Origin of the sequence: Pseudomonas sp. GL-B-12 (genome assembly GCF_019955895.1) — a bacterium.
In the GTDB taxonomy this organism is placed as follows: Bacteria; Pseudomonadota; Gammaproteobacteria; order Pseudomonadales; family Pseudomonadaceae; genus Aquipseudomonas.
On record NZ_JAHBCX010000005.1, the window covers coordinates 56397 to 83121 of the forward strand.

At 61.7% G+C, this 26725-nt stretch carries 22 protein-coding genes and 2 pseudogenes; 9 read left to right on the forward strand and 15 right to left on the reverse strand.

The genetic code is table 11. From position 1 onward, the window contains the following. Positions 1-118: 118 nt before the first annotated feature. The 4 genes from KGA85_RS02980 to KGA85_RS02995 form a co-directional block, all read right to left on the reverse strand. Positions 119-1360: a thiolase family protein gene (locus KGA85_RS02980; protein ID WP_223532161.1), complete on the reverse strand. Its 1242-nt coding sequence runs from the start codon at positions 1358-1360 to the stop codon at positions 119-121. An 8-nt stretch (positions 1361-1368) separates the two neighbouring features. Further along, on the reverse strand, positions 1369-3252 hold the full coding sequence (locus KGA85_RS02985; RefSeq protein WP_223532131.1) for a feruloyl-CoA synthase: 1884 nt from the start codon (positions 3250-3252) through the stop codon (positions 1369-1371). A gap of 90 nt (positions 3253-3342) precedes the next feature. After that, positions 3343-4791 carry an aldehyde dehydrogenase gene (locus KGA85_RS02990; protein WP_223455562.1) on the reverse strand — a complete coding sequence of 483 codons (1449 nt, stop codon included), beginning with the start codon at positions 4789-4791 and terminating at the stop codon, positions 3343-3345. Between the two features lie 83 nt (positions 4792-4874). Continuing rightward, positions 4875-5705 (reverse strand): p-hydroxycinnamoyl CoA hydratase/lyase, encoded by an 831-nt coding sequence (locus KGA85_RS02995; RefSeq protein ID WP_046038330.1) that lies wholly within the window; start codon positions 5703-5705, stop codon positions 4875-4877. A gap of 214 nt (positions 5706-5919) precedes the next feature. Between KGA85_RS02995 and KGA85_RS03000 the strand changes: the two genes are divergently transcribed. Then, positions 5920-6408, forward strand: coding sequence for a MarR family winged helix-turn-helix transcriptional regulator (locus tag KGA85_RS03000; protein ID WP_223455561.1), 489 nt, complete (start codon positions 5920-5922; stop codon positions 6406-6408). A gap of 69 nt (positions 6409-6477) precedes the next feature. On the opposite strand, the gene KGA85_RS03005 is transcribed toward KGA85_RS03000, so the two are convergent. Then, a complete protein-coding gene (locus tag KGA85_RS03005) occupies positions 6478-7785 on the reverse strand; it encodes an OprD family porin (protein ID WP_411741739.1) in 1308 nt (435 codons plus the stop codon). On the opposite strand from KGA85_RS03005, the gene KGA85_RS03010 reads away from it, so the two are divergent. Next, positions 7769-7951 (forward strand): hypothetical protein, encoded by a 183-nt coding sequence (locus tag KGA85_RS03010; protein ID WP_223455571.1) that lies wholly within the window; start codon positions 7769-7771, stop codon positions 7949-7951. The genes KGA85_RS03005 and KGA85_RS03010 overlap by 17 nt on opposite strands. Positions 7952-8131: 180 nt before the next feature. Further along, positions 8132-9349: a 3-(3-hydroxy-phenyl)propionate transporter MhpT gene (mhpT, locus tag KGA85_RS03015; protein WP_223455559.1), complete on the forward strand. Its 1218-nt coding sequence runs from the start codon at positions 8132-8134 to the stop codon at positions 9347-9349. A gap of 82 nt (positions 9350-9431) precedes the next feature. Here the strand turns inward: mhpT and metC are convergent, their stop codons facing one another. The 8 genes and pseudogenes from metC to KGA85_RS03045 form a co-directional block, all read right to left on the reverse strand. Further along, on the reverse strand, positions 9432-12191 hold the full coding sequence (gene metC / locus KGA85_RS03020; protein ID WP_223542900.1) for a cystathionine beta-lyase: 2760 nt from the start codon (positions 12189-12191) through the stop codon (positions 9432-9434). A 22-nt stretch (positions 12192-12213) separates the two neighbouring features. Next, positions 12214-12342: pseudogene (locus tag KGA85_RS31245) on the reverse strand (thiol:disulfide oxidoreductase); the annotation flags it as partial. Between the two features lie 16 nt (positions 12343-12358). Continuing rightward, positions 12359-12955, reverse strand: coding sequence for a cysteine dioxygenase (locus tag KGA85_RS03025; RefSeq protein ID WP_223542901.1), 597 nt, complete (start codon positions 12953-12955; stop codon positions 12359-12361). A 17-nt stretch (positions 12956-12972) separates the two neighbouring features. Further along, the gene (locus KGA85_RS03030) at positions 12973-13809 is read right to left on the reverse strand and encodes an amino acid ABC transporter ATP-binding protein (RefSeq protein WP_223455556.1); all 837 of its coding nucleotides are present in this window, start codon (positions 13807-13809) and stop codon (positions 12973-12975) included. Next, complete coding sequence (locus KGA85_RS03035; protein ID WP_223455555.1) at positions 13796-14584, reverse strand: amino acid ABC transporter permease; 789 nt, start codon at positions 14582-14584, stop codon at positions 13796-13798. Before KGA85_RS03035 ends, KGA85_RS03030 begins: the two co-directional genes overlap by 14 nt. Then, positions 14574-15308, reverse strand: a complete 735-nt coding sequence (locus KGA85_RS03040) for an amino acid ABC transporter permease (protein WP_223532120.1) — start codon at positions 15306-15308, stop codon at positions 14574-14576. Before KGA85_RS03040 ends, KGA85_RS03035 begins: the two co-directional genes overlap by 11 nt. After that, the gene (locus KGA85_RS31095; RefSeq protein ID WP_263287441.1) at positions 15305-15439 is read right to left on the reverse strand and encodes a hypothetical protein; all 135 of its coding nucleotides are present in this window, start codon (positions 15437-15439) and stop codon (positions 15305-15307) included. The genes KGA85_RS03040 and KGA85_RS31095 overlap by 4 nt, the downstream gene beginning before the upstream one ends. A 70-nt stretch (positions 15440-15509) precedes the next feature. After that, positions 15510-16352, reverse strand: a complete 843-nt coding sequence (locus KGA85_RS03045) for a transporter substrate-binding domain-containing protein (RefSeq protein ID WP_223542902.1) — start codon at positions 16350-16352, stop codon at positions 15510-15512. 254 nt (positions 16353-16606) lie between these two features. Here KGA85_RS03045 and KGA85_RS03050 point away from each other — a divergent pair, with 254 nt between their 5' ends. Together KGA85_RS03050 and KGA85_RS03055 are read left to right on the forward strand one after the other, a co-directional pair. After that, complete coding sequence (locus KGA85_RS03050) at positions 16607-17458, forward strand: LysR substrate-binding domain-containing protein (RefSeq protein WP_223455551.1); 852 nt, start codon at positions 16607-16609, stop codon at positions 17456-17458. A gap of 215 nt (positions 17459-17673) precedes the next feature. Continuing rightward, positions 17674-17778 (forward strand): annotated as a pseudogene (locus KGA85_RS03055) (arginine ABC transporter permease ArtQ); the annotation flags it as partial. A gap of 213 nt (positions 17779-17991) precedes the next feature. Here KGA85_RS03055 and KGA85_RS03060 read toward each other — a convergent pair. Together KGA85_RS03060 and KGA85_RS03065 are read right to left on the reverse strand one after the other, a co-directional pair. Further along, positions 17992-18627 carry a response regulator transcription factor gene (locus tag KGA85_RS03060; RefSeq protein WP_223455550.1) on the reverse strand — a complete coding sequence of 212 codons (636 nt, stop codon included), beginning with the start codon at positions 18625-18627 and terminating at the stop codon, positions 17992-17994. Positions 18628-18637: 10 nt separating this feature from the next. Next, the gene (locus KGA85_RS03065) at positions 18638-20911 is read right to left on the reverse strand and encodes a PAS domain S-box protein (RefSeq protein WP_223542903.1); all 2274 of its coding nucleotides are present in this window, start codon (positions 20909-20911) and stop codon (positions 18638-18640) included. Positions 20912-21130: 219 nt separating this feature from the next. Here KGA85_RS03065 and KGA85_RS03070 point away from each other — a divergent pair, with 219 nt between their 5' ends. From KGA85_RS03070 to KGA85_RS03085, 4 genes are all read left to right on the forward strand, one after another. Beyond that, on the forward strand, positions 21131-22753 hold the full coding sequence (locus tag KGA85_RS03070; protein ID WP_223455548.1) for an acyl-CoA synthetase: 1623 nt from the start codon (positions 21131-21133) through the stop codon (positions 22751-22753). Between the two features lie 123 nt (positions 22754-22876). Next, positions 22877-23203, forward strand: coding sequence for a DUF485 domain-containing protein (locus tag KGA85_RS03075; protein ID WP_223455547.1), 327 nt, complete (start codon positions 22877-22879; stop codon positions 23201-23203). After that, on the forward strand, positions 23203-24873 hold the full coding sequence (locus KGA85_RS03080; protein WP_223532111.1) for a cation acetate symporter: 1671 nt from the start codon (positions 23203-23205) through the stop codon (positions 24871-24873). The genes KGA85_RS03075 and KGA85_RS03080 overlap by 1 nt, the downstream gene beginning before the upstream one ends. 68 nt (positions 24874-24941) lie before the next feature. Beyond that, positions 24942-26714, forward strand: a complete 1773-nt coding sequence (locus tag KGA85_RS03085; RefSeq protein ID WP_223532108.1) for an acyl-CoA dehydrogenase C-terminal domain-containing protein — start codon at positions 24942-24944, stop codon at positions 26712-26714. Positions 26715-26725: the final 11 nt, after the last annotated feature.

Sequence of the window (26725 nt, forward strand, 5' to 3'; positions counted from 1 at the left end):
GATTTCTGCCTTTCGTCACCGTCAGCAATGGGTCGGTTGCAGCCCTTCCCGGCAATCACCTCTCGGCCAGAACCGGTCATTACCGGAAAACACAGATTGTCCGTCAGCCGACGAAACCTCAGGCCCGCCAGGCCGGATTCTCGATCAATAGCGCCATGCCTTGCCCGCCGCCAACACAGGCCGCGGCGACCCCGTAACGCAGATTGTGCTCACGCAGTTGTCGGGCCAGGGTCAGCACCAGGCGCAAGCCACTGGCGGCCAAGGGGTGACCGAGTGCCAACGAACCACCCTGGACGTTCAGACGCGAACGATCCAGCTCCAGTTCCTGAGCCACCGCCAGGACCTGGGCGGCCTGGGCTTCGTTGATTTCGAAGCGATCGATCTGCTCCAGGCTCAAGCCGCTGCGCTGCAACAGCAGGCGAATCGCCGGTGCCGGACCGATGCCCATGAACTCCGGCGCCACGCCGACCACCGCGCTGGCCCGCAGCAAGGCCAGCGGTGTATCCCGACAGGCCGCAGCGCGCCCGACCAGCGCCGCTGCCGCGCCATCGACCACTGCACAACTGTTGCCGGCGGTTTGCACCCCGCCTTCGTGCACGCTGCGCAATCGGGCCAAAGCCGCGATTTCTCCGGGCCGAGGGTGGCTGTCCTCACTCACCGCGGCGACACCGCGTGACAGGCGGATGCTGCGTGGCTGATAGCCTTCCAGCTCAAACGTCTGATGCCCCACGGCAACGATCTCGGGTGACAACCACCCGGCCTGCTTCGCCGCAAACGCCCGCTGATGACTGGCACAGGCGTAGGCGTCCACCGCTTCGCGAGTCAGCCCATAACGCCGCGCCAGGTTGTCGGCGGTGGTGATCATGTCCACCCCGGGAGCCGGGTCGTACAACGCTTCCCAGAGAAAATCCTTGAACTGCACTTGCGCGCCAAGACGGAAACCGCCTCGATGGGTATAGGCCGCAATCGGATTGCGCGACATCGATTCGGTGGCCACGCACAACGCCAACTGCACGCCGTCATCCAGTTGCCTGGCGGCCTGGCGCAGCAGTTCGAAACCGGTGGCGCAGATGCGCTGCACCCCCAGTGCCGGAACCGATTGCGCCACGCCACTGTAGAGGCCGATGTGCCGTGGCAGCAGGTAGGCATCGAAACTGGCCTGGGCCATGGAACCCGCCAGCACGCTGTCGACCGCCAGCGGATCGACTGCCGCGCGCGCCAGTACTTCGCGCCCGACCTTGATGCCCAGGTCGATCGGCGACACCTCGGCCAGTGCCCCACCGAGGTCCACCCATGGCGTGCGTACCGCATCGAAAATAGCCGCATCGGCAAAGGCCGAGTACTGCCCGTCTGTGTTCACGACTTCGCTCACGATTTCGCCCCGGCGCGCAGGATGGCCGGATCGAGCCCGCGATACAGCGCCTCGACCTGCTCCGCGCGCCACTGCAATACCGCACGCTGATTGATCGAGCCCTTGTCGGTGATTTCCCCCCGGTCGATGGACGCCGGCTCGTCGAGCAAGGCGATCCACTCCAGGCGACTGGCGTTGCCCGTGGCCTCGCGATTGAGTCGCTGCAACCAGCCGGCGAACCACTCGCGTACCGGCGCGCTGGCCAACACCTCGGTGTCGCTGGCACTGGCCGCCAGCCCTGACAGCCGTCGACATTCAAACATCCGCGCAAAGACCAGCGCGCCCAGGCATTCACGATCCGGCGCGGTCACCACCAGGTCCTGGACATAGGGCGATCCTTCGAGCACCGCGCGGCTGCGCAATGGCCCGACGCTGACAAACACCCCGGATGACAACTTGAAATCTTCGGCGATGCGCCCGTCGAACATCAGCCCCAATTGCGGATCGCGCGGGTCGGCGAGCTTGAGCGCATCGCCGGAACAGTAGAAGCCCTGCGGGTCAAACGCTTCGAGGGTCTGCTGCGGTGACCGCCAGTAGCCGGGCATGATGTGCGGTCCACGAAAGCGCCCTTCCAGTTTGCCGTCCACCGGCACCAGGCGCACCTCACAACCAGGCGCCGGCAGGCCGACATAACCGGCCATGGACAACGGCCCGGTGGTGAAGGTGCAGGACGGCGAAGCCTCGGTCATGCCGAGCCCGGCCATCATGCGGATACGTTCACCGCAGTGCTGTTCGCTGATCCGGTCGAGTCGGTCCCAGACACTTTGCGACAGACCGGCCGCGGCGAAGAAGAACAGGCTGATACGTTTGAAAAAGATCTCCCGCAGCTCCACATCCTGCTCCAGTGCCGAGGCCAGTTCTTCCCAGCCCTTGGGCACGGTCAGGTAAGCGGTGGGCGACACTTCCTTGAGGTTACGCAGGGTCTGCGCGAAACCCTGCGCTGTGGGTTTGCCGTCGTCCAGGTAAAAGCTGCCACCGTTGTAGAGCACGATGCCGACGTTATGGCTGCCGCCGAAGGTGTGGTTCCACGGCAGCCAGTCCACCAGCACCGGCGGTTCTTCGCCGAACACCGGAAACGTCTGCAACAGCATCTGCTGGTTGGCGCAAAGCATGCGCTGGGTGGTGATCACGGCCTTGGGCAGTTTGGTCGAGCCGGAGGTGAACAGGAACTTGGCGATGCTGTCCGGCCCCGTACTGGCAAACGCGGCTTCGGCCTCGGCCCCGCCCGGCTGCTCAAGCAGGCTGGCAAAGCTCACCTGGCGACGCCCCGCGATTTCATCCCGGACGGTAATCATGGGCGTTTCAGCGGGTAGCACGGCATCGATGGCACGCTGGTAGGCCGCGGCATCACTGACAAACACCAGGCCGGGCTGCAGCAGGTCGCAGACGTGACGCAGCTTGGCGAAATCCTGGGACAACAGCGAATAGGCCGGCGACACCGGGCAGTAGGGAATGCCCGCGTACAGGGCGCCGAAGGCGAGTTGCAAATGCTCGATGTCATTGCCCGAGAGCAGCACCAGCGGTTTGTCCGCCGACAGGCCGTAGCTCAACAGGCTTTGGGCGATGGCCCGGACACTGTCGAGCATCTCGGCGTAACTGACCCGGCGCCACTCGCCGTCGGCCTGGCGGGCGGCGATAAAAGTCTGCTCGGGACGCACCCGGGCCCAATGCACCAGACGGTCGAGCAGGCGCGGCGGATACTCGGCCAATGGCTCCAGGGAACGCATGTGCAATGCACCCTGCTGTTCTGTCACCTCGACCGCTGCGCGACCGATGGACACGTGACGGTAGCGCGGCGCGCTGATCTGGGTGTGGGGTTGCGATCTGAATTCGGAACTCACGTGCTTGTTCTCCATCAAGGCACGCTACCACCAAGCCGCACGAATGGGCATGGTGGTGGCTGCAGCCTTTTTTATTGTTATTTCTGCTGTTCAGATCGGGTAATGCCGCGGTCCATGCTGCAAGGTGACCCAGCGCAACTGGGTGAAATGCTCGATGGACGCCTTGCCGCCAAAGCTGCCGTAGCCGCTGGACTTGACCCCGCCGAAAGGCATTTGCGCTTCGTCGTGCACGGTCGGGCCGTTGATATGGCAGATACCCGACTCGACTCGTTGGGCCAGCGCCAGGGCGCGCCCGGTATCGCGGCTGAAAATCGCCGCCGACAACCCGAACTCGGAGTCGTTGGCCAGGCGCAGTAGCGCTTCATCGCCCTCCCCGCGCAACAACACCGCCACCGGGCCGAAAGACTCTTCGCGATACAGACGCATGGTCTCGTTGACGCCATCGAGCAAGGTCGGCTGCAAAATACTGCCGTCCAGTTGCCCGCCGACCACCAGTCGCGCGCCCTTGCCCAAGGCATCGTCGATCAACCCCTTGATGCGCGTTCCGGCACTGGCATCGACCAGCGAACCGAGCACCGAATCCGCCGATGCTGGATCACCGGCGCGCAGGGTCTCGACCTTGGCCGCCAGCTTTTCGACAAAGGCGTCGGCGACCTTGGCATCGACGATCAGCCGTTCAGTGGACATGCAGATCTGCCCCTGATTGAAGTACGCGCCGAAGGCCGCTGCCTCCACCGCCGCATCCAGGTCGGCATCATCGAGCACCAGCAACGGTGCCTTGCCACCCAGCTCCAGCAAGGCCGGCTTGAGGTGGCGCGCCGAGAGCTCGCCGACAATGCGCCCGACATGGGTCGAACCGGTGAAGTTGACCCGCCGCACCGCCGGGTTGGCGATCAGCCGCTCGACAATCGCCGCGGCATCGGCCGGGGCATTGCTGATGACATTGACCACGCCATCACCCAATCCTGCATCCTGCAAGACCTGGCCGATCAGGCGATGCACTGCCGGGCTCAACTCGGAGGCCTTGAGCACCACGGTATTGCCGCACGCCAGCGGCATGGCGATGGCGCGGGTGGCGAGAATCACCGGGGCATTCCACGGGGCGATACCCAGCACCACACCGCAGGGTTGGCGCAGGGCCATGGCAAAACTGCCCGGCACATCCGAGGGGATGACTTCGCCATAGATCTGGGTGGTCATCGACGCCGCTTCACGCAGCATGTTCGCTGCCAGCCGCACGTTGAATCCGTACCAGTTGGCCATGGCCCCGGTTTCGCCAGCCGCTGCAATGAACTCGGCACTGCGCGCCTGCAACTGCTCGGCCGCCTTGAGCAAACGGCTGCGACGTTCATTGGGCGCCAGGGCGGCCCAGGCGGGAAACGCTGCCTGGGCCGCAGCCACCGCGGCATCGGCATCTTCCAGGGTGGCGGCGGCAACCCGCGATACCCGTTCACCGGTCACCGGGTTGCGGCGTTCGAAGGTCCGACCGTCGCGGGCAGGCAGCGACTGGCCGCCAATCAGCAGGGGCACGTCCAGCATGGTGATTCCTCTTTATTGTCTTTATCGGGAATACATTCGAGCGATGCAGAGCGCCGGGGCGCAGATGCACCCGGCGATCAGTCTCAGCGTTTGTAGGCCTGCAGACCGGGCTTGATGCTCTTGTCGTCGAGGAACTGCTTCATGCCCTGCTCGCGGCCACCTTCGGTATCGAGCAGGCGCGACTGGTCAAGCTTGGCGTACAGGTAGTCCTCGTTCTGCTCCCAGGTCAGCTCGCGGCAGCGCTTGAAGCCATGCTTGGCCGCACGCAGTACCACCGGGTTTTTCTCCAGCAGGTTGCGCGCCAGATCCACGGTGACTTCACGCAGTTGCGCCAGGGGTACGCTTTCGTTGACCAGGCCCATCTCGGCGGCTTTCTGCCCGCCGAAGGTCTTGCCGGTCATGATGTAGTACAGCGATTGACGATGGCCCACGGTGTCGGCCATGGCCTTGCTCACCAGGTTGCCCGGCGGGATGCCCCAGTTGATTTCCGAGAGGCCGAAAGTCGCTTCGTCGGCGCAGATCGCCAGGTCACAGGCCACCAGCGGGCTGAAGCCGCCACCGAAACACCAGCCGTTGACCATGGCGATGGTCGGCTTGGTGTACATGCGCAGCAGTTTCCATTGCCATTGCGAGGCTTCGCGGCGGATTTTTTCCTGGAGGATCTCCGGGCCCGCGTCCACTTCGCGGAAGTATTCCTTGAGGTCCATGCCCGCGGTCCAGGCTTCGCCGGCACCGGTCAATACCAACACGCCGGCCGCCGGATCCTGCTCCAGGGTTTCCAGCACATCGATCATTTCCCGGTTGAGTGTCGGGCTCATGGCGTTGCGTTTTTCCGGGCGATTGAGAATGACCCAGGCGATGCCTTCTTCGATCTCGACCTTGACGGTTGTCCAGCGACCTTCGTAGTTGCTCATGGCGATGCTCTCTTGTTCTTGGCTTGAAGATGACTGGAAATTAAAGGACCCATATAGTTATGTCAATTAACTATTAATCGAATTAACCATTTTTTTATCCACCCGCAAATATCCTCCGAACCCATCGCCATGAACGACGGGCATAGCTATCAGCGGCCAACCCCGGCAAACTAGATACGCTTGTTAACCTCCACTTCTTCAGGATTCACCCGCAATGGCCAAGCCTTCTCCCCTCGCCGACCAGAGCGAGTCCCCGTCCGCCACCGCCGAGCTGCAGGCACCGCTGGATTCGGCACTGGATGACCTGATCGGCTACGCGATGCGGCGCGCCCAACTCAAACTGTTCCAGAACCTGATCGGTCGCCTGTCAGCCCACGACCTGCGCCCCGCGCAATTCTCGGCCCTAGCGATCATCGAGCAGAATCCAGGGCTGATGCAGGCCGACCTGGCCCGGGCCCTGGCCATCGAGCCGCCGCAGGTGGTGCCGCTGCTCAATAAACTGGAAAGCCGCGCGCTGGCGGTGCGGGTGCGCTGCAAGCCGGACAAACGCTCCTACGGAATCTTCCTGAGCAAGACCGGCGAAACCTTGCTCAGGGAGCTAAAGCAGATTGCCGCACAAAGCGATTTCGACTCCACTTCATCGCTGACCGGCGAAGAGCGCGAGGAGCTGCTGCGCTTGCTGAGAAAGGTTTACCAGGACTGAACGCACGCTGCCGGCACGCTCCCCTCCAAAAAAAGGGACGGCCGGCGGGGAACATCGAAGGACCCGGGATTACCAGATCGGCAAGGTATAGAGCACCAGGAAGCGGGTCTGGTTTTCATCGCGAAATGCCGCGCCGGCCGGGAAGTCATTGCGGTAGATCGACTTGCGCGCCAACAGACCGACGTTTTTCAGCGGACCGCTCTGAATCACATAACCCAGCTCCATCTGAAACTCGCGCTCCTTGCGGTCATCGGCATTGAAAGCGGCCAACTCGATATTGTCGCCGCGCACATAACGCAACCGCCCCTTCAGCCCAGGCACGCCGGATGCGACGAAGTCATAGTCGTAGATGGCCTGCCAGGTGCGTTCCCTGGCATTGAGAAAGTCCGAACTCATGGTCAGCTCGCTCATGCCCATCAACTCGGTGCCAGAGATGTACGGCGTCGCCGTGTCGCCACTGGAGTACATGTAGCCGAGGCTCACCCGGTGCCCGCCGAAGCGGTAGCCGAACAATGCCGAGAGGTTGCGGTTGTCCACCTCACCCGCCTTGGCGCTGCCATCCTCGCGGCTGAAAAAACTGCGCAAGTCACTGGTGAACACGCCTTCGCCGAGCGGCAGGTTATGCAGCAATGCCAGGGTGTCCTGTTGGTACAGGTCGGTCACCTCGGCATGGTAGGCGCGCAGGCTCAGGTCCTTGTTGACCTGGTAATCACCTCCCAGATAAGCCAGGTGTGAGGTGGTGGCAGCGCCGTTGAAACGCCGGTTCGGCGAGGCGATGGCCATGGCCTGATAGTCCGTGGAATCACGCTTGTTGATGCGATCGATGTAACCGGTGTTCAGGGTCAGGCCATCGATGTCCCTGGAACTGAGCGTGGTGCCGCGAAAGGTCTGTGGCAGCAGTCGCGACGGGCTGGCAAAGGCAAACGGCAGGAAGATCGAGACATCGCCGCTCTTGACCGTTGTCTGGGCAAACCGCAGCTTGGCCGTCGGCGCCAGCCGCGAATAGTCATCCGCCGCGCGCTTGTCGCTGGCCGACACCGGCAACAGTTCGGTGCCGCTGCGATCCGGAGCGGAGTCGAGCTTGACCCCCAGCAACCCCCGCACATCCAGACCAAAGCCTACAGTTCCTTCGGTAAACCCCGACTCCATGCCCAGGATGAAACCCTGGGCCCATTCCCGCGCGGCCGTCTTGGCGCCGCCGTCCTGGTACTCACGGTCGATGTAGTAATTGCGCAGGGTCAAGTTTGCGTGACTGTCCTCGATAAATCCCTCGGCCCGCAGCTGAGAAGGCAGAACGCTGACGCCAAGCAGCGCCACGACCCACCCTGGATGGATACTGCAAACGCAGGGGAGTGACGCTATGGAACCGCTGTTCATGGGGCGTTTTGGCATGTTCGATGTCCACTTTTTATTGTTGTTTTTGAGTGCCGGCCCCGCACGGGTCTGCCGGTTTCACGATCAGAGAATGGAAACAGCCAAGGGGCGTCGTCAATCGCTAATGACCGATAATCGAACATTAATATTATTATCTACTTTTGCATAAGCCTCACAATTAATTCATAACAATCTGTTTTTAAACACTTTATTCGTAGTTTTTTGCAATTCTCAGAACATCATTCTTTTTTTAGTTATCTTTGTTATCTTAATCTCCAGCAGTCACTGACGGCGCACCCAACGCTCGGAGGGCTCGACTGCATAACAAAAACAACAATGAGGTTCACCCATGGACAGTCCATCGCGTCGCTCGACGCTGACAATCGCTTTGTGCTTTATCGTTGCGCTGATCGAGGGGTTCGATCTGCAGGCTGCCGGCACCGCTGCTGCAGGATTGCGCCAGAGCTTTGCCCTGGACCCGAAGATGATGGGCTGGGTGTTCAGCGCCGGGATCATCGGTCTGCTGCCGGGTGCGTTTTTTGGCGGCTGGGTGGCCGATCGTATCGGCCGCAAGAAAATCCTCGTCGGCGCCGTGCTGCTGTTCGGTGTCTTCTCGCTCTGCACCGCCTATGTCGAGAGCTATTCGAGCCTGCTGCTGGTGCGCTTCATGACCGGCCTGGGCCTGGGTGCCGCCCTGCCCAACCTGATTGCCCTGTGTGCCGAGGCCGTGAGCGAGCGCCATCGCGGCACCGCCATCAGCGTGATGTACTGCGGCGTGCCCCTGGGCGGCGCGCTGGCGGCGGTGGTGGCGATGTTTTCCAGTGAACACTGGCAAACCACCTTCATCATCGGCGGTCTGACGCCCTTGCTGGTGGTGCCGCTAATGGCGCTGCTGCTGCCCGAATCCACTGCGTTTCGCCAGCAACACATCACGACCGCCAGCCCACGGTCGTCTACCGCCCAGGCGCTGTTCGGCGAAGGACGCGCACGTAGCACGCTGGCCTTGTGGTTGAGCTACTTCTTCACCCTGACCGTGATGTACATGCTGCTCAACTGGCTGCCCTCGCTGTTGCTGGAACAGGGTTTCACCAAGCCCCAGGCAGGCATGGTGCAGATGCTGTTCAACATAGGTGGGGCCATTGGTTCGCTACTCGGCGGGGTGATGCTGGACCGCTGCAACGGCCTGAAAGTGGTCCTGTTCGTGTACGCCGGAGTGTTGGCGGCGCTGGCCGGGGTCGGCCTGTCAGTGGGTATCGTGCCGATGGCCATCGCCGGGTTTGCCGTCGGGTTGTTCGTCATGGCCGCACAGCTGGTGCTGTACGCCCTGGCGCCCCCTTCCTACCCGACTTCGGTGCGCGCCACCGGTGTCGGCGCGGCCGTGGCCATCGGCCGGCTCGGCTCGGTGGCAGGTCCCCTGGCCGCCGGCCAGATCCTCGCCGCCGGTGCCGGCACCACTGGCGTGCTGCTGGCAACGTCACCAGGGCTGGTGATCGCTGCGCTGTCGATCCTGACCGTGATCGCCCGCAACGGAGCGACCAGCGAGTCTCAACCGCAAGCTGCAAACTGAGCCCCGCCACCAGGGTGTCAGGAATGAGAAATTGCCCGGCAATGTGCCGGGCATTTTTTTATGAGCACCAGACCCGCTTCAATCAGTCGGAGTACCCCATGGCCCCAAACCCGCGCTGCAGATCTTCGATCAGCGCCTCAACATCCTCCAGCCCAACGTGCAATCGCAACACCGGATTCAATGAGCGATGCACCGCACTGTTGCGGTCCCGGGTATCGGCTACGGTGATCAGACTTTCATAGCCGCCCCAAGAAGCGCCCAATCCGAATAGCTGCAACCCATCGATGAAGCGCTCGACATGAGCAGCGTCCGCCTCTTTCAGTTCAAAGGACAGCAGACCGTTGCTGCCCGTGAAGTCCCGCTGCCACAAGGCATGGCCCGGATGATCGGGCAAGGCCGGATGGAACACCCGTTTGACTCGGGGGTGCGTTTGCAGCCAATGGGCGACTTTCAGCGCCTGGCGCTCATGCACCTCCAGTCGTGGCGCCAGGGTTCGCGCGCCACGTAGCACCAGATAGGCGTCGTCGGGGCTGACGGTCGCTCCAAAGTTGTCGCTCATGGACGCGAGTGCCGGCCACACTTCTTCCCGGGTGCAAACGCTGCCCATGACCACATCACTGTGGCCACACAGGTACTTCGTCAGCGCCATGATCGAGATATCCGCGCCCAGTGCCAGCGGTCGGTACAGGTAACCCGAGCCCCAGGTGTTGTCGACGGCCAGCAGGATGCCTCGCGGTTTGCACAGGGCGGCGATGGCCGGCAGATCGCAGAGTTCGTACAGCAAGGAGCCTGGCACTTCGGTGTAGACCATTCTGGTGTTGGCTTGCAGTCGGGCCTGCAAATCGCTGCCGTCCGGGAGAAAGTAGCTGACCTGAATGCCAAAGGGTTCGAGAAACTCCCGGGCCAGACGTCGCACCGGTGCGTACACCGCATCGGTGATCAGCACATGATCGCCGGGCCGCAGGTAGGCCAGAAACACCTGTGCGACCGCCGCCAGACCTGTGCCGAACAACCGCGTGCGATACCCCCCCTCCAGTTCAGTGACCAGGTCTTCGAGGGCGAACGCCGTCGGGTTGCCACGGGCACCGTAACTCAGCACACGCTCGTGATCACGGCGGGCTCGAGCGTCGCGCATTTGCGCCAGGTTGTCGAACAGCACAGTGCTCAAACGGGTGACGGGTACGTTGACTGACCGACCGCCACCCCCTGGCTCGGTGCGCGCGGCATGCACCAGACGAGTGCGTACCCGTGCGCCCACACGAGTTTGAGGTTGCAGCGGTTTGAGACTGGCGAGTTCGTCGTCACTCATCTGCGCCAGCAAGCCGATTTCCCAGGCCAGATACTGACGCGCCGCATCCTTGTTGCCGGTGTGGCGGTCATGGGTAAAAAACAGAAAATCGATGCATTGATCATCGGCTGGCGAGTCCGGACTTTCCTGCACGCCAAGGCCCTCTGCGTGCCACGCCGCGAGTCCGCCGTCCAGCCATCGGATGCCCGTGCGCTGGGCTTCAGGCAGTTCCCGGGCAACCAGCGCGGCCAGCCGCGGATCGTCGGCCATCAGCACCAGAGGCCGCTGCTCATCCGCGACATGCGTCGCCAACAGCGAGCGGATCGACCAACGCGAGCCGCTGATGTGTCCCTTGCGATAGGCCATGCTCGGGCGCAAGTCGACCAGCACAACGGCGTCATCCTTCAACGCATCGGCCAGCGCCCGCGCCGTGATCGATGGCAACAGGTCGTGGGCGATCACTTCACCTGCGGACAACGCCAGACCGCTGCTGACGCCACCTGCCAGTACATACGCCTCGTGCCCCAACTGGCGCAGCCAACTGGCGACAATGGGCGCACGCACGCCATCGCTGTCGATCAGCACCAGCCGCGCCCGGCGCACGCCGATATACAGATCAGTGGATTGAATCAACTGCCCGCCCGGTGTGTGTTGTGCGCCGGGCAGGCTGCCGGCAGCGAACTCTTCAGCGGTGCGCACGTCGCACAGAAACAGGCTGCGCCCGGCATCGTTGGCCCACTGCTCGACCTGGGCAGCTGCAACCGTTTTCACACCGCAACGCTCCCCCAGTCTGGCAGCCGCCAGTCGCTGCGCGGCCAAGGGTGCATCGGACACGGCATCGGCATAACGACGGGAGCTGCCGTGCTCCAGCGGAAAATCTTCCAGGTACCAGCCCTGGGTTCCGTTTTCCAACGCGTAGATCGGGTTTTTCAAACCCAGGTTGATCAGCGTTTGCGCGCCGATGATGCTGCGGGTTCGCCCGGCGCAATTGACCACGACCGGTGTTTTTTCGTCTGGCACCAGGTCATGGATGCGATACCCCAACTCACCGTTCGGGCAGCACACGGAACCGGGAATGGTCATCTTGCGGTATTCATCGAACGGGCGGCCGTCGAGCACCACCAAAGGCTCGCCCCGGGTTTGCCATTCGGCCAGTTGCTGTGCGGTGACATGCGGCGTGTGACTGACCTCTTCGACCAACTCGCCAAACGCCTTGGACGGTACATGCACACCGGCAAACAGCTGAAAACCAGCGGCCTGCCAGCCATCGGCACCGCCCTCCAGTACGTGCACGCGACTGTACCCCAGCGCTTGAAGGCGCTCGGCGGAACGCGAGGCGACGTCGCCGCCATTCTGGTCATGGATCACCAGCCGCACCTGAAGATTCGGCGCCAGACGCCGCACCTCCAGCTCCAGTTGGCTGTAGGGCAGGTTGACCCCGAAAAACAGATGGGCCTCGCCATACTGGCCGTGCTCGCGCACATCAAACAAGGCGATTTCCTGCCCGTCGAACAGCCACTGCTGCAATTGCCCTGGGGTTACGGTCTGGCTCATGGAAGTCCTGTTCGAAAGAGAATTATTGAAGCGCCAGAGAGCGCTCGTTGGCCGCCACTTCACGGCCCTTCGCATACGCGCGCTGAACAGCCGGACGCGCCTTGAGGCGTTCGCGCCAGGCATGGATGTGCGGGAAATCCGTCAGGTCCTGCTCACCCTCGCATCGATCATGCGTAGGCCTTGATTGATGGCGCCATTTGCGAGGCGTTGTAATTGAGAATGCGCCCGTCGGCCTCGACGCCGTAGCGACCGTTGAGGGACTCCAGCGGCAGACCGTAGAGATGGAAATGCAAGGTCGCCTGCTCACCCTCGACGCGAATGCCATGCAGGTCTTCGCCTAGAAACGAGATCGACGTGCCGGGTTGCACGATCACTTCCTTTTCCAGATGCAAGGTGGTGAAACCCGGCTCGCGACCTTCGTCATCACGGCGGTAAACGTAGTTGATCTCCTGGCCTTCGACGGCACTGATGATCGCCCAGGTTTCGTGGTTGTGAGGGATGGTGCTTTTGCCTGGCAACAGCGAGTTCAGGTACAGCGTTGGCGTATCGCCGTCGTCATTCAGGCGGTAGCGAAATGCTGTGCTGCCCTGCCCCGGCACTGGCGCGGGAAACGCGTCGAAATTGAACAGGTCACGACGCTCGGCCAGTGCTTCGAGCAGGGCAACAATTTCCGACAGCGCGGCGCGGTCGACGCCGCGTTGATTGATGACACGGATTTTCTTCAGGAAATCCTCGATGACGACGGCACGGTTTTCAGTACTCATGAACAGGCTCCTCAGTATTAGACGGACAGGCTGTAGCGACCCAGGTTGGTCAGCAGGTAAGGGTCGTTGGCGACGACGGGACGGCGCCCCGGATCACCCAATGCATGGCGCAGGAATTCCCGGGTGCGCTCGCTGGTGGGATGCTGGAAAATCTGTGCGGCGCTGCCGTGCTCGACGATCACGCCGTTTTCGGTGAAGTAGACGATGTCGCTGATCTCTTCGGCGAAACGCATCTCGTGGGTGACCAGCACGCAGGTCATGCCCTCTTCGGTCAACTCGCGGATCACCGTCAGCACCTCGCCAACGGTTTCCGGGTCAAGGGCCGAGGTCACTTCATCGAACAGGATCAGTTCCGGGCGCATCGCCAGTGCCCGGGCAATCGCCACGCGCTGCTGCTGGCCGCCGGACAGTTGTCCCGGATAGGCATCGGCCTTGTGCTCCATGCGCACTTTGGCCAGCAAGGCACGCGCGTCTTTTTCGGCTTCGGCCCGGCTGCGCCCCAACACCTTGCGCGGTGCAATCACCAGGTTCTCCAGCACCGACAGATGCGGGAACAGGTTGTACTGCTGAAAGACAAACCCCACGCGCTTGCGCAACTCGATGCGCTGGGCTTCCTGGACCAGTGTGTGAACCTCGGTGGTGCCGACGCGGATGCTGCCGCGCTGGGGCTGCAACAGCCCGGTGATGCAGCGCAGGATGGTCGACTTGCCGGAGCCGGACGGGCCGATGATCGACACCGCCTGACCACGGTGCACGTCAAGGTTGATACCTTTGAGTACCGGGTTGCTGGCGAACGACAGGTGCAGATCGCGCAGGCTGACCAATGGCTCGGCGACGGTTTCAGTAAAAGGCATAACGTCGCTCCAGGCGTTGGGTGAGTCGGGAAATCGGGTAGCAGTAAGCGAAGAACAGCACCAGCAGGCTCAGGTAGATCACCACAGTGAAGCCGGTCATGTTCACGGTGTTGCTGGCAATTTGCGCGGTGTCGATCACGTCATGCACGCCCACCAAAGAGGCCAGCGCCGTGCCCATGGTGATCACCGCATACAGGTTCATCCACGGCGGCAACATGCGCTTGAAGCACTGCGGCAGGATGATCGAGCGGAAAATCTGTCCGCGGCTGAACGCCAGCGAACGGGCCGCTTCCCACTGCGTGCTCGGGATCGAAGCAATGGCGCCACGGAAGATTTCCGCGACGTTGGCACTCGCCGGCAACGCCAACCCGAGGGTGACCTTGACCCAGCCGGGGAACGAGACATAGGCGCTGCCGATCCTGATCTCGAACGGGAACACATAGGTGGTGAAATAGATCAGCACCAGCCACGGCGCATTGCGGAAAACCTGGACCCAGATCCGTGCTGGCAAGCGCAGCAGACGCAGCGGCGACAAGGCCAGCGCACCCACCAGCAACCCCAGCAGCGAACCCAATGCGATCGCGACCAGACTGATCAGGATGTTCTGGCCAAAGCCTGCGGCCAGGGCCGGCGACCATTGCAGCAATGCCTTGAACACCGGGCTGTGCGGTGCAAGCCACAACAGCCAGGGCACGGCGCAGATCAACAGCAACAACTTGCCGACATGCCGCCGCGGCCAGGCCTGCGGCGCGGGGACGGACGATTCAATGGCCATAGCCGGGCATCCTCAGGCGCGCTTCCAGAGAGCGCCCCACACAATTGACGATAAAACTCAGCAGACCGAAAAAGCTCAGGATCAGAATCATCAGTTCCAGCACGTTATCGCTCTGGGTCCAGATCATGATCGATGCGTAGGTGATGTCGCCGACCGCAATGGCCGAGGCAACGGCGGTCATCTTCACCAGGTCGATCAGGTTGTTGATCAGCGACGGCAGAGCGAAGCGCAGGGCCAGCGGCAGTTGCACGCTCCACAACAACTGACGACTGCTCAATGCCAGCGAACTGGCCGCTTCCAGCGTCACCGCCGGCACGGCCTCGATGCCGGCGCGCAAGGCTTCGGCATGGAACGCGCCCTTGTGTAGCGAGATCACGATCACCACCCAGGCGAACGGCGTCAGCGGGTTCGCCGCGCCGACGGCCTGGGTCAGCAACATGTTCAACACCAGGAACGCACAATACAGCTGCACCAGCGTCGGCGTGTTGCGGGTGACCTCAACGAACACCCGTGCCGGTTTCGCCAGCCACGGTTTGCCCGACGTCAGCATCGCCGCCAAGCCGACACCGGCGAGCAAACTGCCGACGATGGTGAACAGGCACAACCACACCGTGGTCAGGGCCCCCTGTTCCAGGGATCCACGCTGATAGGTGTCCAGGAGAAAGCTGTAGTTCAGGCCGAACCCGGCGGCCCAGTGGACGAAAAGCTCCAGCCAGTGACTCATGCTGTGCCCCGCAATTGCGCGCAGGCACGAGCGATGCGGCGTCCGGCTTCAGCGACGCTGTCAGTCGCGGTCGCGGTGGCGCCGGCCAGGCACTGCGAGGTCAGGGCTTTAGCGGAAAAATGACGATTCATGCACGACTGCCTTGAGCGGCCGTCGCCTCATGCGGCGGCCTGTTGGATACGATGAAGTGAAGAACCGGCGTCAGGCGCCATTGGCCTGGAACTGCTTTTGCAATTCGACCAGCGCCGGTGACGCAGGCGTGATGTGGTTGCGGGTCTGGGCTTCAATCAACCAGCCGCTGCGGTGCAGGTCCTTGACGATGGGGTCGAGCCTGGCCTGGGTGTCGCTTTCACCACGACGAGTCCAGATCACCGAAGGCGCCGGGTTCAGTTCCGGTGTGATCGTTCGATAGCCCTGCCATTCGGCACTGTCGGCGATCAACGGATTGACCAGCGTGGCGTCATGCACCGCCGCGACACAGTTGTTGCCGCGCAACGCCAGCAAGGACTCGGACGAACTCTTGAAGGCCTTGATTTCAGCGCCCAACCCGGTGAGCGGCTTGACGTAACTGCTGCCCTGGGAGGTGCAGACCGGCTGGCCCTTGAGATCTTCCCAGCGGCTGATCTTGCTGTCCTTGAGTACCGCGGCGGTGCCGCCAACCCGGTAAAACGGCGTAGGCACAAACCCTAGGATTTCACCGCGTTCGGCGGTCCATTCCATATTGGCGATCAGCAGATCGACCTTGCCCTGTTGCAAGAACTGCACGCGATTGGCGGGTAAAACCGGCACCAGTTCCACTTCAGCGCCTAACCGCCGCCCCAGCTCCTGAGCCAGTTCGACGTTCAAGCCGCGCGGCTTCTGTGTGGCCGGATCAATCCCGCCAAAAGGACCTCCCGACAACAGGACACCGACCACCATCACATGCCGTTGCTCGATCTTGTCCAAGGTTGCATCAGCCTGGGCGCCAGCACTGACGGCCAGCGAGATCAAGGAACCTAACATCACGGGCAACAATCGTTTTAAAGGCGCGTGCTTGAGCAACATGGATTTCCCCCCATTGGATGATCGGCGTCCCCCGATCCGGTATGAGGGCATCCTAGGTATCGCGTTGAGGTAACGGAAATGCAGATATCTAATATCGTTATAACTTGCCGTATATCAGCTCGTGCCTCAGACAACCAACCCCAGCATTTACTGGCTTATTTGCTACTAAAGATCGCTAAAGCCTTACAAACACATAACGTTATCTGATATTAATGTTTGCACTGCTGATGTAAAAACACCCTCGGAAAAACGCCATGTCGACGCTCGATCTCGAACTGTTGCGCACCTTCATTGCCGTAGTGGATCACCACAGTTTCGCCGAGGCCGGTGTGCAACTGGCACGCACGCAATCATCCGTCACGCAACACATGCAACGCCTGGAGCAACAGGTCGGGGTCAGCCTGTTCGAGAAACGTGGACGGCAAAAGCACCTCACTGAACCCGGCTTGCAATTGCTGCGACACGCCCGGCAAATGCTCTCGCTCAACGACGATGCCTTGACCTCCCTGCGTGAAAGCAGCTTGAGCGGGGTACTGCGCATCGGCTCCCCCCATGACATCGCCGACACCATCCTGCCACCGATCCTCAGTCACATCGCTCGCTCGGCCCCGCGTTTGCGCCTGGAAATCGACGTCGGCCGAAGCCCTTTCCTGATGGACGATCTGCACCGTGGCAAGGTCGACATGGTGATCTCTACCCGTGAAGACCCGAACCTCGAAGGCTTCGCCCTGCGCACTTCACCGGTGTGGTGGATCTGTTCGGCGGATTACATCCACACCCCCGGCGAACCCCTGCCGCTGATTCTGGTGGATGAGCCAAGCATCTACCGCCGCTACGCCCTGGAAGCCCTGGAGCGTGCGAACATTGCCTGGCGCCAGGCTTACCTCGCCTCGAACCTGATCGGCATCAAGGCGGCGACACGTGCAGGTCTGGGCGTCACCCCCAGAAGCATGGAAATGCTCGGCCCGGACATGCGGGTGCTGGGTGAAAACGACGGGTTGCCGCGCCTGCCCGACGTCACCTATCACCTGTGGATTCGGTCCAATACCGTCAATCCCCTGGTACGTCGAGCCTATGAGTTGATCCGCAACAGCCGCGGGCATTGAATGCCGAAGGGGCGTTGCGCCCGTTCGCCGTTTCAACCGTTTCTACACCCGTCAAATCGGCGCACTGCAAGAGCGCCTGCTTCAAGCCGAATTTGCATAGAGTCGATAGCCGTCTCAACTGAATGGCAGCTGCCTGTGGATTCAACCGGTCGACGCAACAGATTGGCTGAATCGTTCCGCAGGTGTTTCGTAGTTTAGTGTTTTCCGAGGGCGGCTATTTAGCGGCCTTGCGATTGTCACCGCTCAAATGGCTGGCCATGCTCGGAGAAAGTTACACCACCTTGATTCGCGGTATTCCAGACCTGGTGTTGATCCTGCTGTTCTAGAGATGTTTCCTTCGCCAACTACATGCTGAATCGCCTTGGGTTTCGTAGATACCTTGAAGGCAAACTCAATCAAGTAGTGAAAGAAATCCAACACACGCTTCTTGCTGATTGCGGCCTGGCGCCACTGGCAGCCTGGGCCAGTGACCGTCAAGCCGCGAGGACCATGACGAAGTAGCCGGCAACATTGGAAATATAAGGAGCGAGGAATCAACGCAACTTCAGCGGGTCGACCATCTGCGACGCGATGGCCATGCCCACCAGGTCCGGCAGCGTGTTGGCCTGCATGCGTTTCATGACGCGCGCGCGATACAGATCAACGGTTTTTGCGCTCACGCCCAGTTGCTCCGCGATTTCGCGGGTGGTGTATCCCTGCACCAGCGGCAACATGACATCGCGCTCGCGCGGGGTCATGCTCAGCAAGCGCGTCTGCAAGGCGTCATGGCCCCGGTTGCCCGAGCGGTTGGCTGCACAGTTGCTGAGTGCCTGTTGCACGCTGTCCAGCAACAGCTGCTCGTTGTAGGGTTTCTCGATAAAATCATGGGCACCGGCCTTGAACGCGCGCACCACGATCGGCACATCCGCGTGCCCGCTGACGAAGATGATCGGCAAGTCCAGTTGGCGTACGCGCATTTCTTCCTGCACGTTCAATCCGCCCATGCCGGGCATGCGCACGTCCAGCAGCACGCAGGCATCGAGACTTGCATCGCAGGCATCGAGGAACGCGACGCCACTGGTAAACGGCAAGGCCTTGAGCCCGACCGACTCCAATAACCAGACCGTCGATTCGAGCATGCCCTGGTCATCATCGACCACGTACACAACCTGCTCCGTTACACCTGCCATTACCTGATTCCTATTGTTGTTGTTTTGTTGGGCCGGCAAGCGGCAGGCGGCAACACATCAGCAGCCCGACAGGCTGGCGCCGGGCATTCAATTCGCCACCGAAACCTTCGATAATGCTGCGACTCATGGACAGACCGAGCCCCAGGCCATCGGCCTTGCTGGTGTAGAACGGGGTAAATATCTGTTCCAGTTCCGGCTCGCTGACGCCCGGCCCCTGGTCTCGCACACGGATTTCCACGCAGGCGCCACCGCCCTGCTCCACGGTCATCACGATCAGCGAAGGTAGCCCGGGATGTTGTTCACGGTTGGCGTCGATGGCATTGCGCAACAGATTGAGCAGCACCTGTTCCAGCAATACGCGGTCGGCATAAACGGGTGGCAGATTATCCGGCAGTCGATCCTCGATTGTCACTTGGCAATTACTCGCCTCCCAGGCACACAAACGCACGGCTTCGCGGGCAACGTCGGTCAAGCTCAACGCCTGCATGCGCCGCTGTCCCTTGCGCAAAAAGGAGCGTAACCGCCGGATCACTTCGGAGGCGTGGGTGGCGTGATGGGTAATGCGTTCCAGGCCTTGCGTCACCCTTGCAGCGGCCTGGGGATTGGAATCCAGCGCCTGCAAATAGCGCTGGCTCGCATTCGCATAATTGACCACGGCAGCCAGCGGCTGATTGATTTCGTGGGCGATCCCCGAGGCCAGTTCACCGAGGGTGACCAGCCGCGCGGTGTGTGCCAGTTCGTCCTGATGACGGCGCTGTTGCACTTCCCGCAGCTCGCGCTCGGTCATGTCGCGCGCGACCAATGAGTAATAACGCTCGCCGCCGGCGGAACGGTGCGCCAACAGTACCAGCGACACCGGCACGGATGTACCGCCACCCGGTGGTTGCAACCGCGCATCGGTGCTCCAGACACCGTCGCGCTCAGCGCTCCGCCAGCCATCGCGTTGCAGGCGCGCAAGGTCGCCGCTGGCGAACAACGCGGCCAGGGCCGGCATGGGTTGTTGCTCATCAATCCCGAGGATGCGGCGCGCGGCTGGATTGAGGTAAGTGACCTGGCCCTCGGGGGCGATGAACAACACCGGATCGATGTTGGCCTCGACCACTTCGGCCAGGCGTCGCTTGTTCTCCTCGGCCTGCACTCGGGCGGTGATGTCCCGGGATACGCTGACGACTTCGACCACAGCCCCGGTGTAGGTTTCCCGGATCGCCCGGCTGGCAGTTTCGAACCACAGGTAATGGCCGTCGCGATGGCGGATGCGATAAGTCATGGTGTGATAGCCATCCTGCTCCAGCGCATCACGCGCGCGCTGCACCAGACCGGCCAGATCCTGGCCATGAAACAGGCCCTGGGCCAATTTCCCGCGCAACTCTTCGGGCCAGTAACCGAGCAAGGTCCAGGATGCCGGTGACGCATCGATAACGTGCCCATCCGGCGTGTGGCGGGAAATCAGGTCGGTCGTGTTTTCGATGATCAGCCGGTACAGCCGCCGTGCGGTGGCCGCCTCACGCTCCGCCAGCACTTGGGCCGTGGCGTCGCGGCAACGGGCGAGCACTCGGTTGTCCTGGGGATCGGGGATGAACGTCCAGATCAGGATCTGCGCTTCAAACTGAGCCTCGACGCCTTCGACGGCGCGTTGCTGGTCCAGGCAGGCACGCACCAGCACCCGATGATTGACCGGTAAAAAACCCAACACATCGGTCAGCGACTTCTCGGCGAGCAGCGCCATCAGTGCCGCGTTGAACTCCAGCGGTCGACCTTGTGCATCGAGCAGCAGGCTCGGTTGTGGGTCGTGGCCCAGCAGCGGCGAACCACGCAGCATGCCGTTGACGCTGCTCAGCAGCGTCGTCAGCAAATCCTGAACCCAGCCCAGCCAATCGAGACTCACGCCCTCGCACACCTGCACCAGCAACAACCCCGGCTGCCCCGTCTGCAAGGCCAGATCGAATACCTGGCCATGACTGATCGCGGCCCGCCGCAACCGGCCGGACAACCAGCAATCGAGTTGACGGACTTGAGCCAGGTCCAGGCGCCCTGCCTCCACCAGATGCTCGAAGAGCAACTGGTCGCTGGCCAGCGCCGGGGCGCCAAGTCCCGGCGGAAAATGCTGGGCGGCGCCCTCATGGCTGTAGATCCGCGCATTGGGTTGCCAACTCAGGTAAACCGCCCGCTGCACCTCGGGGCAATCCTGCAGCGCCCGACACAACGCATCGGCCCGGGCGGCCAGAGACACGCCCTCGCGCTGCAGGCGCAACCAACTGTGCAATCGAACGGGAGTCAGGGTCATTGCGGGTCCACTTCGTCAGGGAAACCAAGCATATACCAGCCTTGGAGGCCTGGCGGCGGTGATTTGGAGTCAAAAGAATCAAATATAGTATATATACTATACTTCGTAGGTTGTACTTCCATACTCGCGGCAGAATGTTATATAAGGTAATCCGGACTTTGAAGGTGACCTCGGCGAGGTCAACCATAGAGCTAACAATCAGCCATCGAGTACCCGTACATGTCTATCTATGACCAGGGCCTAGGCCCTTCGGCTGTCAACCACATAGCCTTGTCTCCGCTCAGCTTCATCGAGCGCACCGCCAGCACTTATCCGAACCACCCCGCCGTTATCCACGGTTCGATTCGTCGCACCTGGGCGCAGACCTACACCCGTTGCCGACGTCTGGCCTCGGCGCTGGCCGGTCGCGGTATCGGCAAGGACGACACGGTCGCGGTGATGCTGCCCAACATTCCCGAGATGCTTGAAGTGCATTTCGGTGTGCCGATGATCGGCGCCGTGCTCAACCCGCTCAACGTGCGCCTCGATGCCGAGGCGATCGCCTTCATGCTGCAGCATGGCGAGGCCAAGGTGTTGATTACCGACCGCGAGTTCCATGATGTGATCCAGGCGGCGCTTGGCATGCTCGATCACCCGCCTCTGGTGATCGACGTCAATGACCCGGAATACGGTGAAGGCCAGGCCGCGAGCGACCTGGACTACGAAGCGTTGTTGGCCGAAGGCGACCCGGCATTCGACTGGCAATGGCCGGTCGACGAGTGGCAAGCCATTTCGCTGAATTACACGTCAGGCACCACCGGCAACCCCAAGGGCGTGGTCTACCACCATCGCGGCGCTTACCTGAGCGCATTGGGCAACCAGATGACCTGGGCCATAGGCAACCATCCGGTGTACCTCTGGACCCTGCCGATGTTCCATTGCAATGGCTGGTGCTACCCATGGACCATCACCGCCCTGGCGGGTGTGCACGTTTTCCTGCGCCGGGTCGATCCACAGAAAATCCTCACGCTGATCCGCGAGCATCAGGTCACTCACCTGTGCGGTGCGCCGATCGTGCTCAATGCACTGGTGAACATGCCCGAATCAGCGAAAGCGGCCATCGATCACCCGGTCAACGCCCTGGTCGCGGGCGCTGCGCCACCGGCCAAAGTGATCGGTGCCGTCGAAGAGATGGGCATCAAGGTCACTCACGTGTTTGGCCTGACCGAAACCTATGGCCCGGTGACGGTCTGCGCGTGGCACGCCGAATGGGATGAGTTTTCTCTGGAGGAGCGGGCGCAAATCAAGTCGCGACAGGGCGTGCGCTACCCGACTCTGGAAGGCGTGATGGTCGGCGATTGCACAACGCTGGAACCAACCCCGCGTGACGGCCAGACCATCGGTGAGATCTTCCTGCGCGGCAACACTGTCATGAAGGGCTACCTGAAGAACCCGACCGCCACTGCCGAAGCGTTCGAGGGCGGCTGGTTCCACACCGGTGACCTGGCCGTCTGGCATCCCGACGGTTACGTCGAAATCAAGGACCGGCTCAAGGACATCATCATCTCGGGCGGAGAGAACATTTCCACCATCGAACTCGAAGGCGTGCTCTATCGCCACCCGGGTGTGCTGGAAGCAGCCGTGGTCGCTCGCCCCGATGAGAAATGGGGCGAAACGCCCTGCGCCTTCATCACCTTGAAGGCTGATCACCAGGACGTTCGCGAGGCCGACATCATCAGTTTCTGCCGTGAGCATCTGGCCGGATTCAAGGTACCGCGAACAGTGGTTTTCACGCTCTTGCCGAAGACTTCCACAGGCAAGATCCAGAAGTACGTGTTGCGCGACCGGGCCAAGGCGCTCTAACCCCATCTGACATTGCAACCATCAAGCAGCAGGTCTTTGCCCTGCTGCTGCGGGTTCGTGCAGGCCGAATTCAGCAGTGCCCTGCCCCTACACAACGACAACAAAAACAATGTGGAGCTACCAATGACCGACATCCATTCAACCGATACCCAACGTTGCGAACGCATTCGGAGCAATCCGAAATTCCTTCAACTGGTGAGCAGCCGTTCACGCCTGGCCTGGTCGTTGAGCGCCGTTGTATTGGGCACCTATTACCTGTTCATGCTGGTGGTGGCGTTTGCCCCGCAGTGGCTGCATGCACCACTGGGCGAACATCGGATGTTGACCTTGGGCATGCCGGTGGGCGCGGCAATCATCGTGTTTTCCTGGTTACTGACCGGTTGGTATGTCTACAGCGCCAATACCCGTTTTGACGCCCTGGGCGCAGCCATTATCGAGGAGAGCAAGTGATGACTCTGTTGCGTAAACTGATCCTCGCCGCTACCGGTCTGCTGCCAGCCTCCATTGCACTCGCCGCGCCGACGATGGGCGCGGTGGAAAAGCAACCACTGAACCTGAATGCGATCGGCATGTTCTTCGTGTTCGTCCTCGGCACGCTGGCCATCACTTGGTGGGCCGCGCGCCAAACCAAATCCACCTCGGACTTTTACACGGCGGGCGGTGGTATCACCGGGTTTCAGAATGGCCTGGCGATTGCCGGCGACTACATGTCCGCAGCCACCCTGCTGGGGCTTTCCAGCCTGGTATTCGCCAAGGGTTACGATGGTTTCATCTATACCATCGGCTTCTTCGTTGGCTGGCCCATCATTACCTTCCTGATGGCCGAGCGTCTGCGCAACCTCGGACGCTATACCTTCGCCGACATCGTTTCCTATCGCCTGGACCAGAACAAGGTACGGATCTTCGCAGCCTTCGGCTCGCTGACGGTAGTGTGCTGCTACCTGATCGTGCAGATGGTCGGTGCCGGCCAACTGATCAAATTGCTGTTCGGCCTCGACTACCCGGTCGCGGTGATGATCGTTGGCGCGCTGATGCTGATCTACGTGATCTTCGGCGGAATGATCGCCACCACCTGGGTCCAGATCATCAAGGCTGTGCTGCTGCTCGTCGGCGGCACCACCCTCGCGGTCATGGCCATGTCGCAGTTCGGTTTCAGCTATGAAACCCTGGCCGAAAAAGCCGTCAGTGTTCACGCCAGCGGCTGGAACATCATGGGCCCGGGCTCTCTGCTCGCCAACCCGATAAACACCGTGTCGATGTCGCTGGGCCTGGTGTTCGGGATTGCCGGACTGCCGCACATCCTGATGCGTTTCTTCACCGTGCCGAGCGCAAAGGAAGCCCGAAAGTCGGTGTTCTACGCCACCGGTTTCATCGGTTTCTTCTTCCTCGTGGTCTGCACCTTGGGTTTTGTCTCAATGGTGATCATCGGCACCGATCCGCAGTACTACGTCAATGGCGAAGTCGGCGGTGCCTTGATTGGCGGCGGCAACATGGTTGCCATGCACCTGGCCAAAGCTGTCGGCGGCAATCTGTTCTTCGGTTTCCTCGCCGCAGTAGCGTTCGCAACCATCCTTGCGGTGGTGTCCGGCCTGGCGCTGGCCGGTGCTTCGGCGATCTCCCATGACCTTTACGCCACCGTGTACAAGAAAGGCACCGCCAACGAGAAGCAGGAAATGCGCGTGACCCGCATGGCCACTGTGGGCCTGGGCATCATCGCGATTGTGCTGGGTATTGTGTTCGAGAAGATGAACGTCGCCATTCTGGTGGGCCTGACGTTCGGCATCGCTGCTTCGACCAACTTCCCGGTGCTGATCATGGCCATGTACTGGAAAGGCCTGACGACCAAAGGCGCGATCCTCGGCGGTTTTGCCGGACTGATCTGCGCGCTGGCACTGGTGATCCTGTCGCCACCGGTCTGGGTGACCGTGCTTGGTCATGCGCAAGCGATCTTCCCGTACGACCATCCGGCGCTGTTCTCCATGCCGCTGGCCTTCCTGGTGATCATCGTGGTGTCCAGACTCGACCGCAGTGAACGCGCCGACAAGGAGCGTGACGCCTACGCCGATCAATTCGTTCGCGCTCAGACCGGCCTCGGCGCTGCCGCCGCTTCCAGCCATTGACTGAAGGGGCACCGCCCGCCTGTGCGGCGCTGTGCCCGTGACACAACCGTCCCAACGAGGTTTACCTTATGCCCCAATTCAAAGCCCCGCTGCGCGACATGCGCTTTGTGCTGCACGAAGTGTTCGATGCCCCGGCCATGTGGGCGCGCTTGCCGGCCCTGGCCGACAGCATCGACACCGATACGGCGGACGCCATTCTTGAGGAGGCGGTTAAAGTCACCTCGCACCTGATTGCGCCTCTCAATCGCAGCGGCGACGAAGAAGGCGCGCAGTGGCATGAGGGGCGAGTCAGCACCCCCATCGGTTTCAAACAGGCTTACGCTACCTACATCGAAGGCGGTTGGGTGGGACTGTCCGGCAACCCCGGGTTCGGTGGCATGGGCATGCCGAAAATGCTCGCCGTGCAATTCGAAGAGATGCTCTACGGCGCCAATTCAAGTTTTGCGCTGTATTCGGCATTGAGTTCCGGTGCCTGCCTGGCGCTGGACGCCCACGCCAGCGACACCTTGAAAAACCTCTATCTGCCACCGATGTATGAAGGCCGTTGGGCCGGCTCCATGTGCCTGACCGAGGCCCATGCCGGCACCGACCTCGGGCTCATCCGCACCCGCGCCGAACCTGAGGCTGACGGCAGCTACAAGATCACCGGCAGCAAGATTTTCATCACTGGCGGCGACCAGGACCTGACCGAGAACATCGTGCATCTGGTACTGGCCAAACTGCCGAATGCGCCTGCTGGTCCGAAAGGAATTTCGCTGTTTGTCGTACCTAAAGTGTTGGTCAATGCCGACGGCTCCCTCGGCGCTGCCAACGCCGTGAGTTGCGGCTCGATCGAACACAAGATGGGCATCAAGGCCTCGGCCACCTGCGTGATGAACTTCGACGGCGCCAGTGGCTGGCTGGTCGGTGAGGAGAACAAAGGCTTGGCGGCGATGTTCACCATGATGAACTACGAACGCCTGTCCATCGGCATTCAGGGCATCGGCTGCGCCGAGGCGTCTTACCAGAGCGCCGTCGCCTACGCTCGCGAACGCCTTCAAAGTCGGGCACCCACCGGTGCCGTGGCCCCGGACAAACTGGCCGACCCGATCATCGTTCACCCGGATGTGCGGCGTATGCTGCTCGGCATGAAAGCCATGACCGAGGGCGGCCGCGCGTTCGCCAGTTATGTCGGGCAACAACTGGACCTGGCGAAGTTTTCCTGCGATGCCTGCGAGCGCGACAGAGCACAGAACCTGGTTGCGCTGCTGACGCCGGTGGCCAAGGCGTTTTTTACCGACACTGGCCTGGAAAGCTGCATCAATGGCCAGCAGGTTTTCGGCGGCCATGGCTACATCCGCGAATGGGGCCAGGAACAATTGGTCCGTGATGTGCGCATTGCACAGATCTACGAAGGCGCCAATGGCATCCAGGCATTGGACCTGCTCGGACGCAAAGTGCTCGCCGATAAAGGCGTCGTGCTTCGCCAATTCACCGGCGAGATTCGCCGTTTTGCCACTCAGCCCGATGCCCCCTATGCCGCACAGCTGCTCGATGCCGTGCAGCGGCTGGAGGACATCAGCGACTGGCTAAACGACAGGGCGACAACCAACCGCAACGAAGTCGGCGCAGCCTCGGTGGAGTATTTGCACCTGTTCGGTTACGTCGCCTACGCCTGGCTCTGGGCGCGCATGGCTCAGGTTGCCGGGCAAAAACGCGGCGAAGACGAAGATTTCTACGACGCGAAAATCGCCACCGCCGACTTTTACATCCAACGCTTGCTACCACGCATTTTGAGCCTGGAACAATCCGTTCGGGCCGGCAGTGCCTCGTTGTATGGCCTGAGCGCGGAACAGTTCTGACGATTGAGCCG

Excerpts from the sequence above, each read along its gene's own strand:
- KGA85_RS03045 (WP_223542902.1), bottom strand. The coding sequence starts at position 16,352 with ATGTTGCTCAAGCACGCGCCTTTAAAACGATTGTTGCCCGTGATGTTA.
- KGA85_RS03050 (WP_223455551.1), top strand. The coding sequence starts at position 16,607 with ATGTCGACGCTCGATCTCGAACTGTTGCGCACCTTCATTGCCGTAGTG.
- KGA85_RS03040 (WP_223532120.1), bottom strand. The coding sequence starts at position 15,308 with ATGAGTCACTGGCTGGAGCTTTTCGTCCACTGGGCCGCCGGGTTCGGC.
- KGA85_RS31095 (WP_263287441.1), bottom strand. The coding sequence starts at position 15,439 with ATGAATCGTCATTTTTCCGCTAAAGCCCTGACCTCGCAGTGCCTGGCC.
- KGA85_RS03000 (WP_223455561.1), top strand. The coding sequence starts at position 5,920 with ATGGCCAAGCCTTCTCCCCTCGCCGACCAGAGCGAGTCCCCGTCCGCC.
- KGA85_RS03035 (WP_223455555.1), bottom strand. The coding sequence starts at position 14,584 with ATGGCCATTGAATCGTCCGTCCCCGCGCCGCAGGCCTGGCCGCGGCGG.
- KGA85_RS02990 (WP_223455562.1), bottom strand. The coding sequence starts at position 4,791 with ATGCTGGACGTGCCCCTGCTGATTGGCGGCCAGTCGCTGCCTGCCCGC.
- KGA85_RS03075 (WP_223455547.1), top strand. The coding sequence starts at position 22,877 with ATGACCGACATCCATTCAACCGATACCCAACGTTGCGAACGCATTCGG.
- KGA85_RS03010 (WP_223455571.1), top strand. The coding sequence starts at position 7,769 with ATGGAACCGCTGTTCATGGGGCGTTTTGGCATGTTCGATGTCCACTTT.
- KGA85_RS03025 (WP_223542901.1), bottom strand. The coding sequence starts at position 12,955 with ATGAGTACTGAAAACCGTGCCGTCGTCATCGAGGATTTCCTGAAGAAA.
- metC (WP_223542900.1), bottom strand. The coding sequence starts at position 12,191 with ATGAGCCAGACCGTAACCCCAGGGCAATTGCAGCAGTGGCTGTTCGAC.
- KGA85_RS02995 (WP_046038330.1), bottom strand. The coding sequence starts at position 5,705 with ATGAGCAACTACGAAGGTCGCTGGACAACCGTCAAGGTCGAGATCGAA.
- KGA85_RS03070 (WP_223455548.1), top strand. The coding sequence starts at position 21,131 with ATGTCTATCTATGACCAGGGCCTAGGCCCTTCGGCTGTCAACCACATA.
- KGA85_RS03085 (WP_223532108.1), top strand. The coding sequence starts at position 24,942 with ATGCCCCAATTCAAAGCCCCGCTGCGCGACATGCGCTTTGTGCTGCAC.
- KGA85_RS03030 (WP_223455556.1), bottom strand. The coding sequence starts at position 13,809 with ATGCCTTTTACTGAAACCGTCGCCGAGCCATTGGTCAGCCTGCGCGAT.
- KGA85_RS03060 (WP_223455550.1), bottom strand. The coding sequence starts at position 18,627 with ATGGCAGGTGTAACGGAGCAGGTTGTGTACGTGGTCGATGATGACCAG.
- mhpT (WP_223455559.1), top strand. The coding sequence starts at position 8,132 with ATGGACAGTCCATCGCGTCGCTCGACGCTGACAATCGCTTTGTGCTTT.
- KGA85_RS03065 (WP_223542903.1), bottom strand. The coding sequence starts at position 20,911 with ATGACCCTGACTCCCGTTCGATTGCACAGTTGGTTGCGCCTGCAGCGC.
- KGA85_RS03080 (WP_223532111.1), top strand. The coding sequence starts at position 23,203 with ATGACTCTGTTGCGTAAACTGATCCTCGCCGCTACCGGTCTGCTGCCA.
- KGA85_RS03005 (WP_411741739.1), bottom strand. The coding sequence starts at position 7,785 with ATGAACAGCGGTTCCATAGCGTCACTCCCCTGCGTTTGCAGTATCCAT.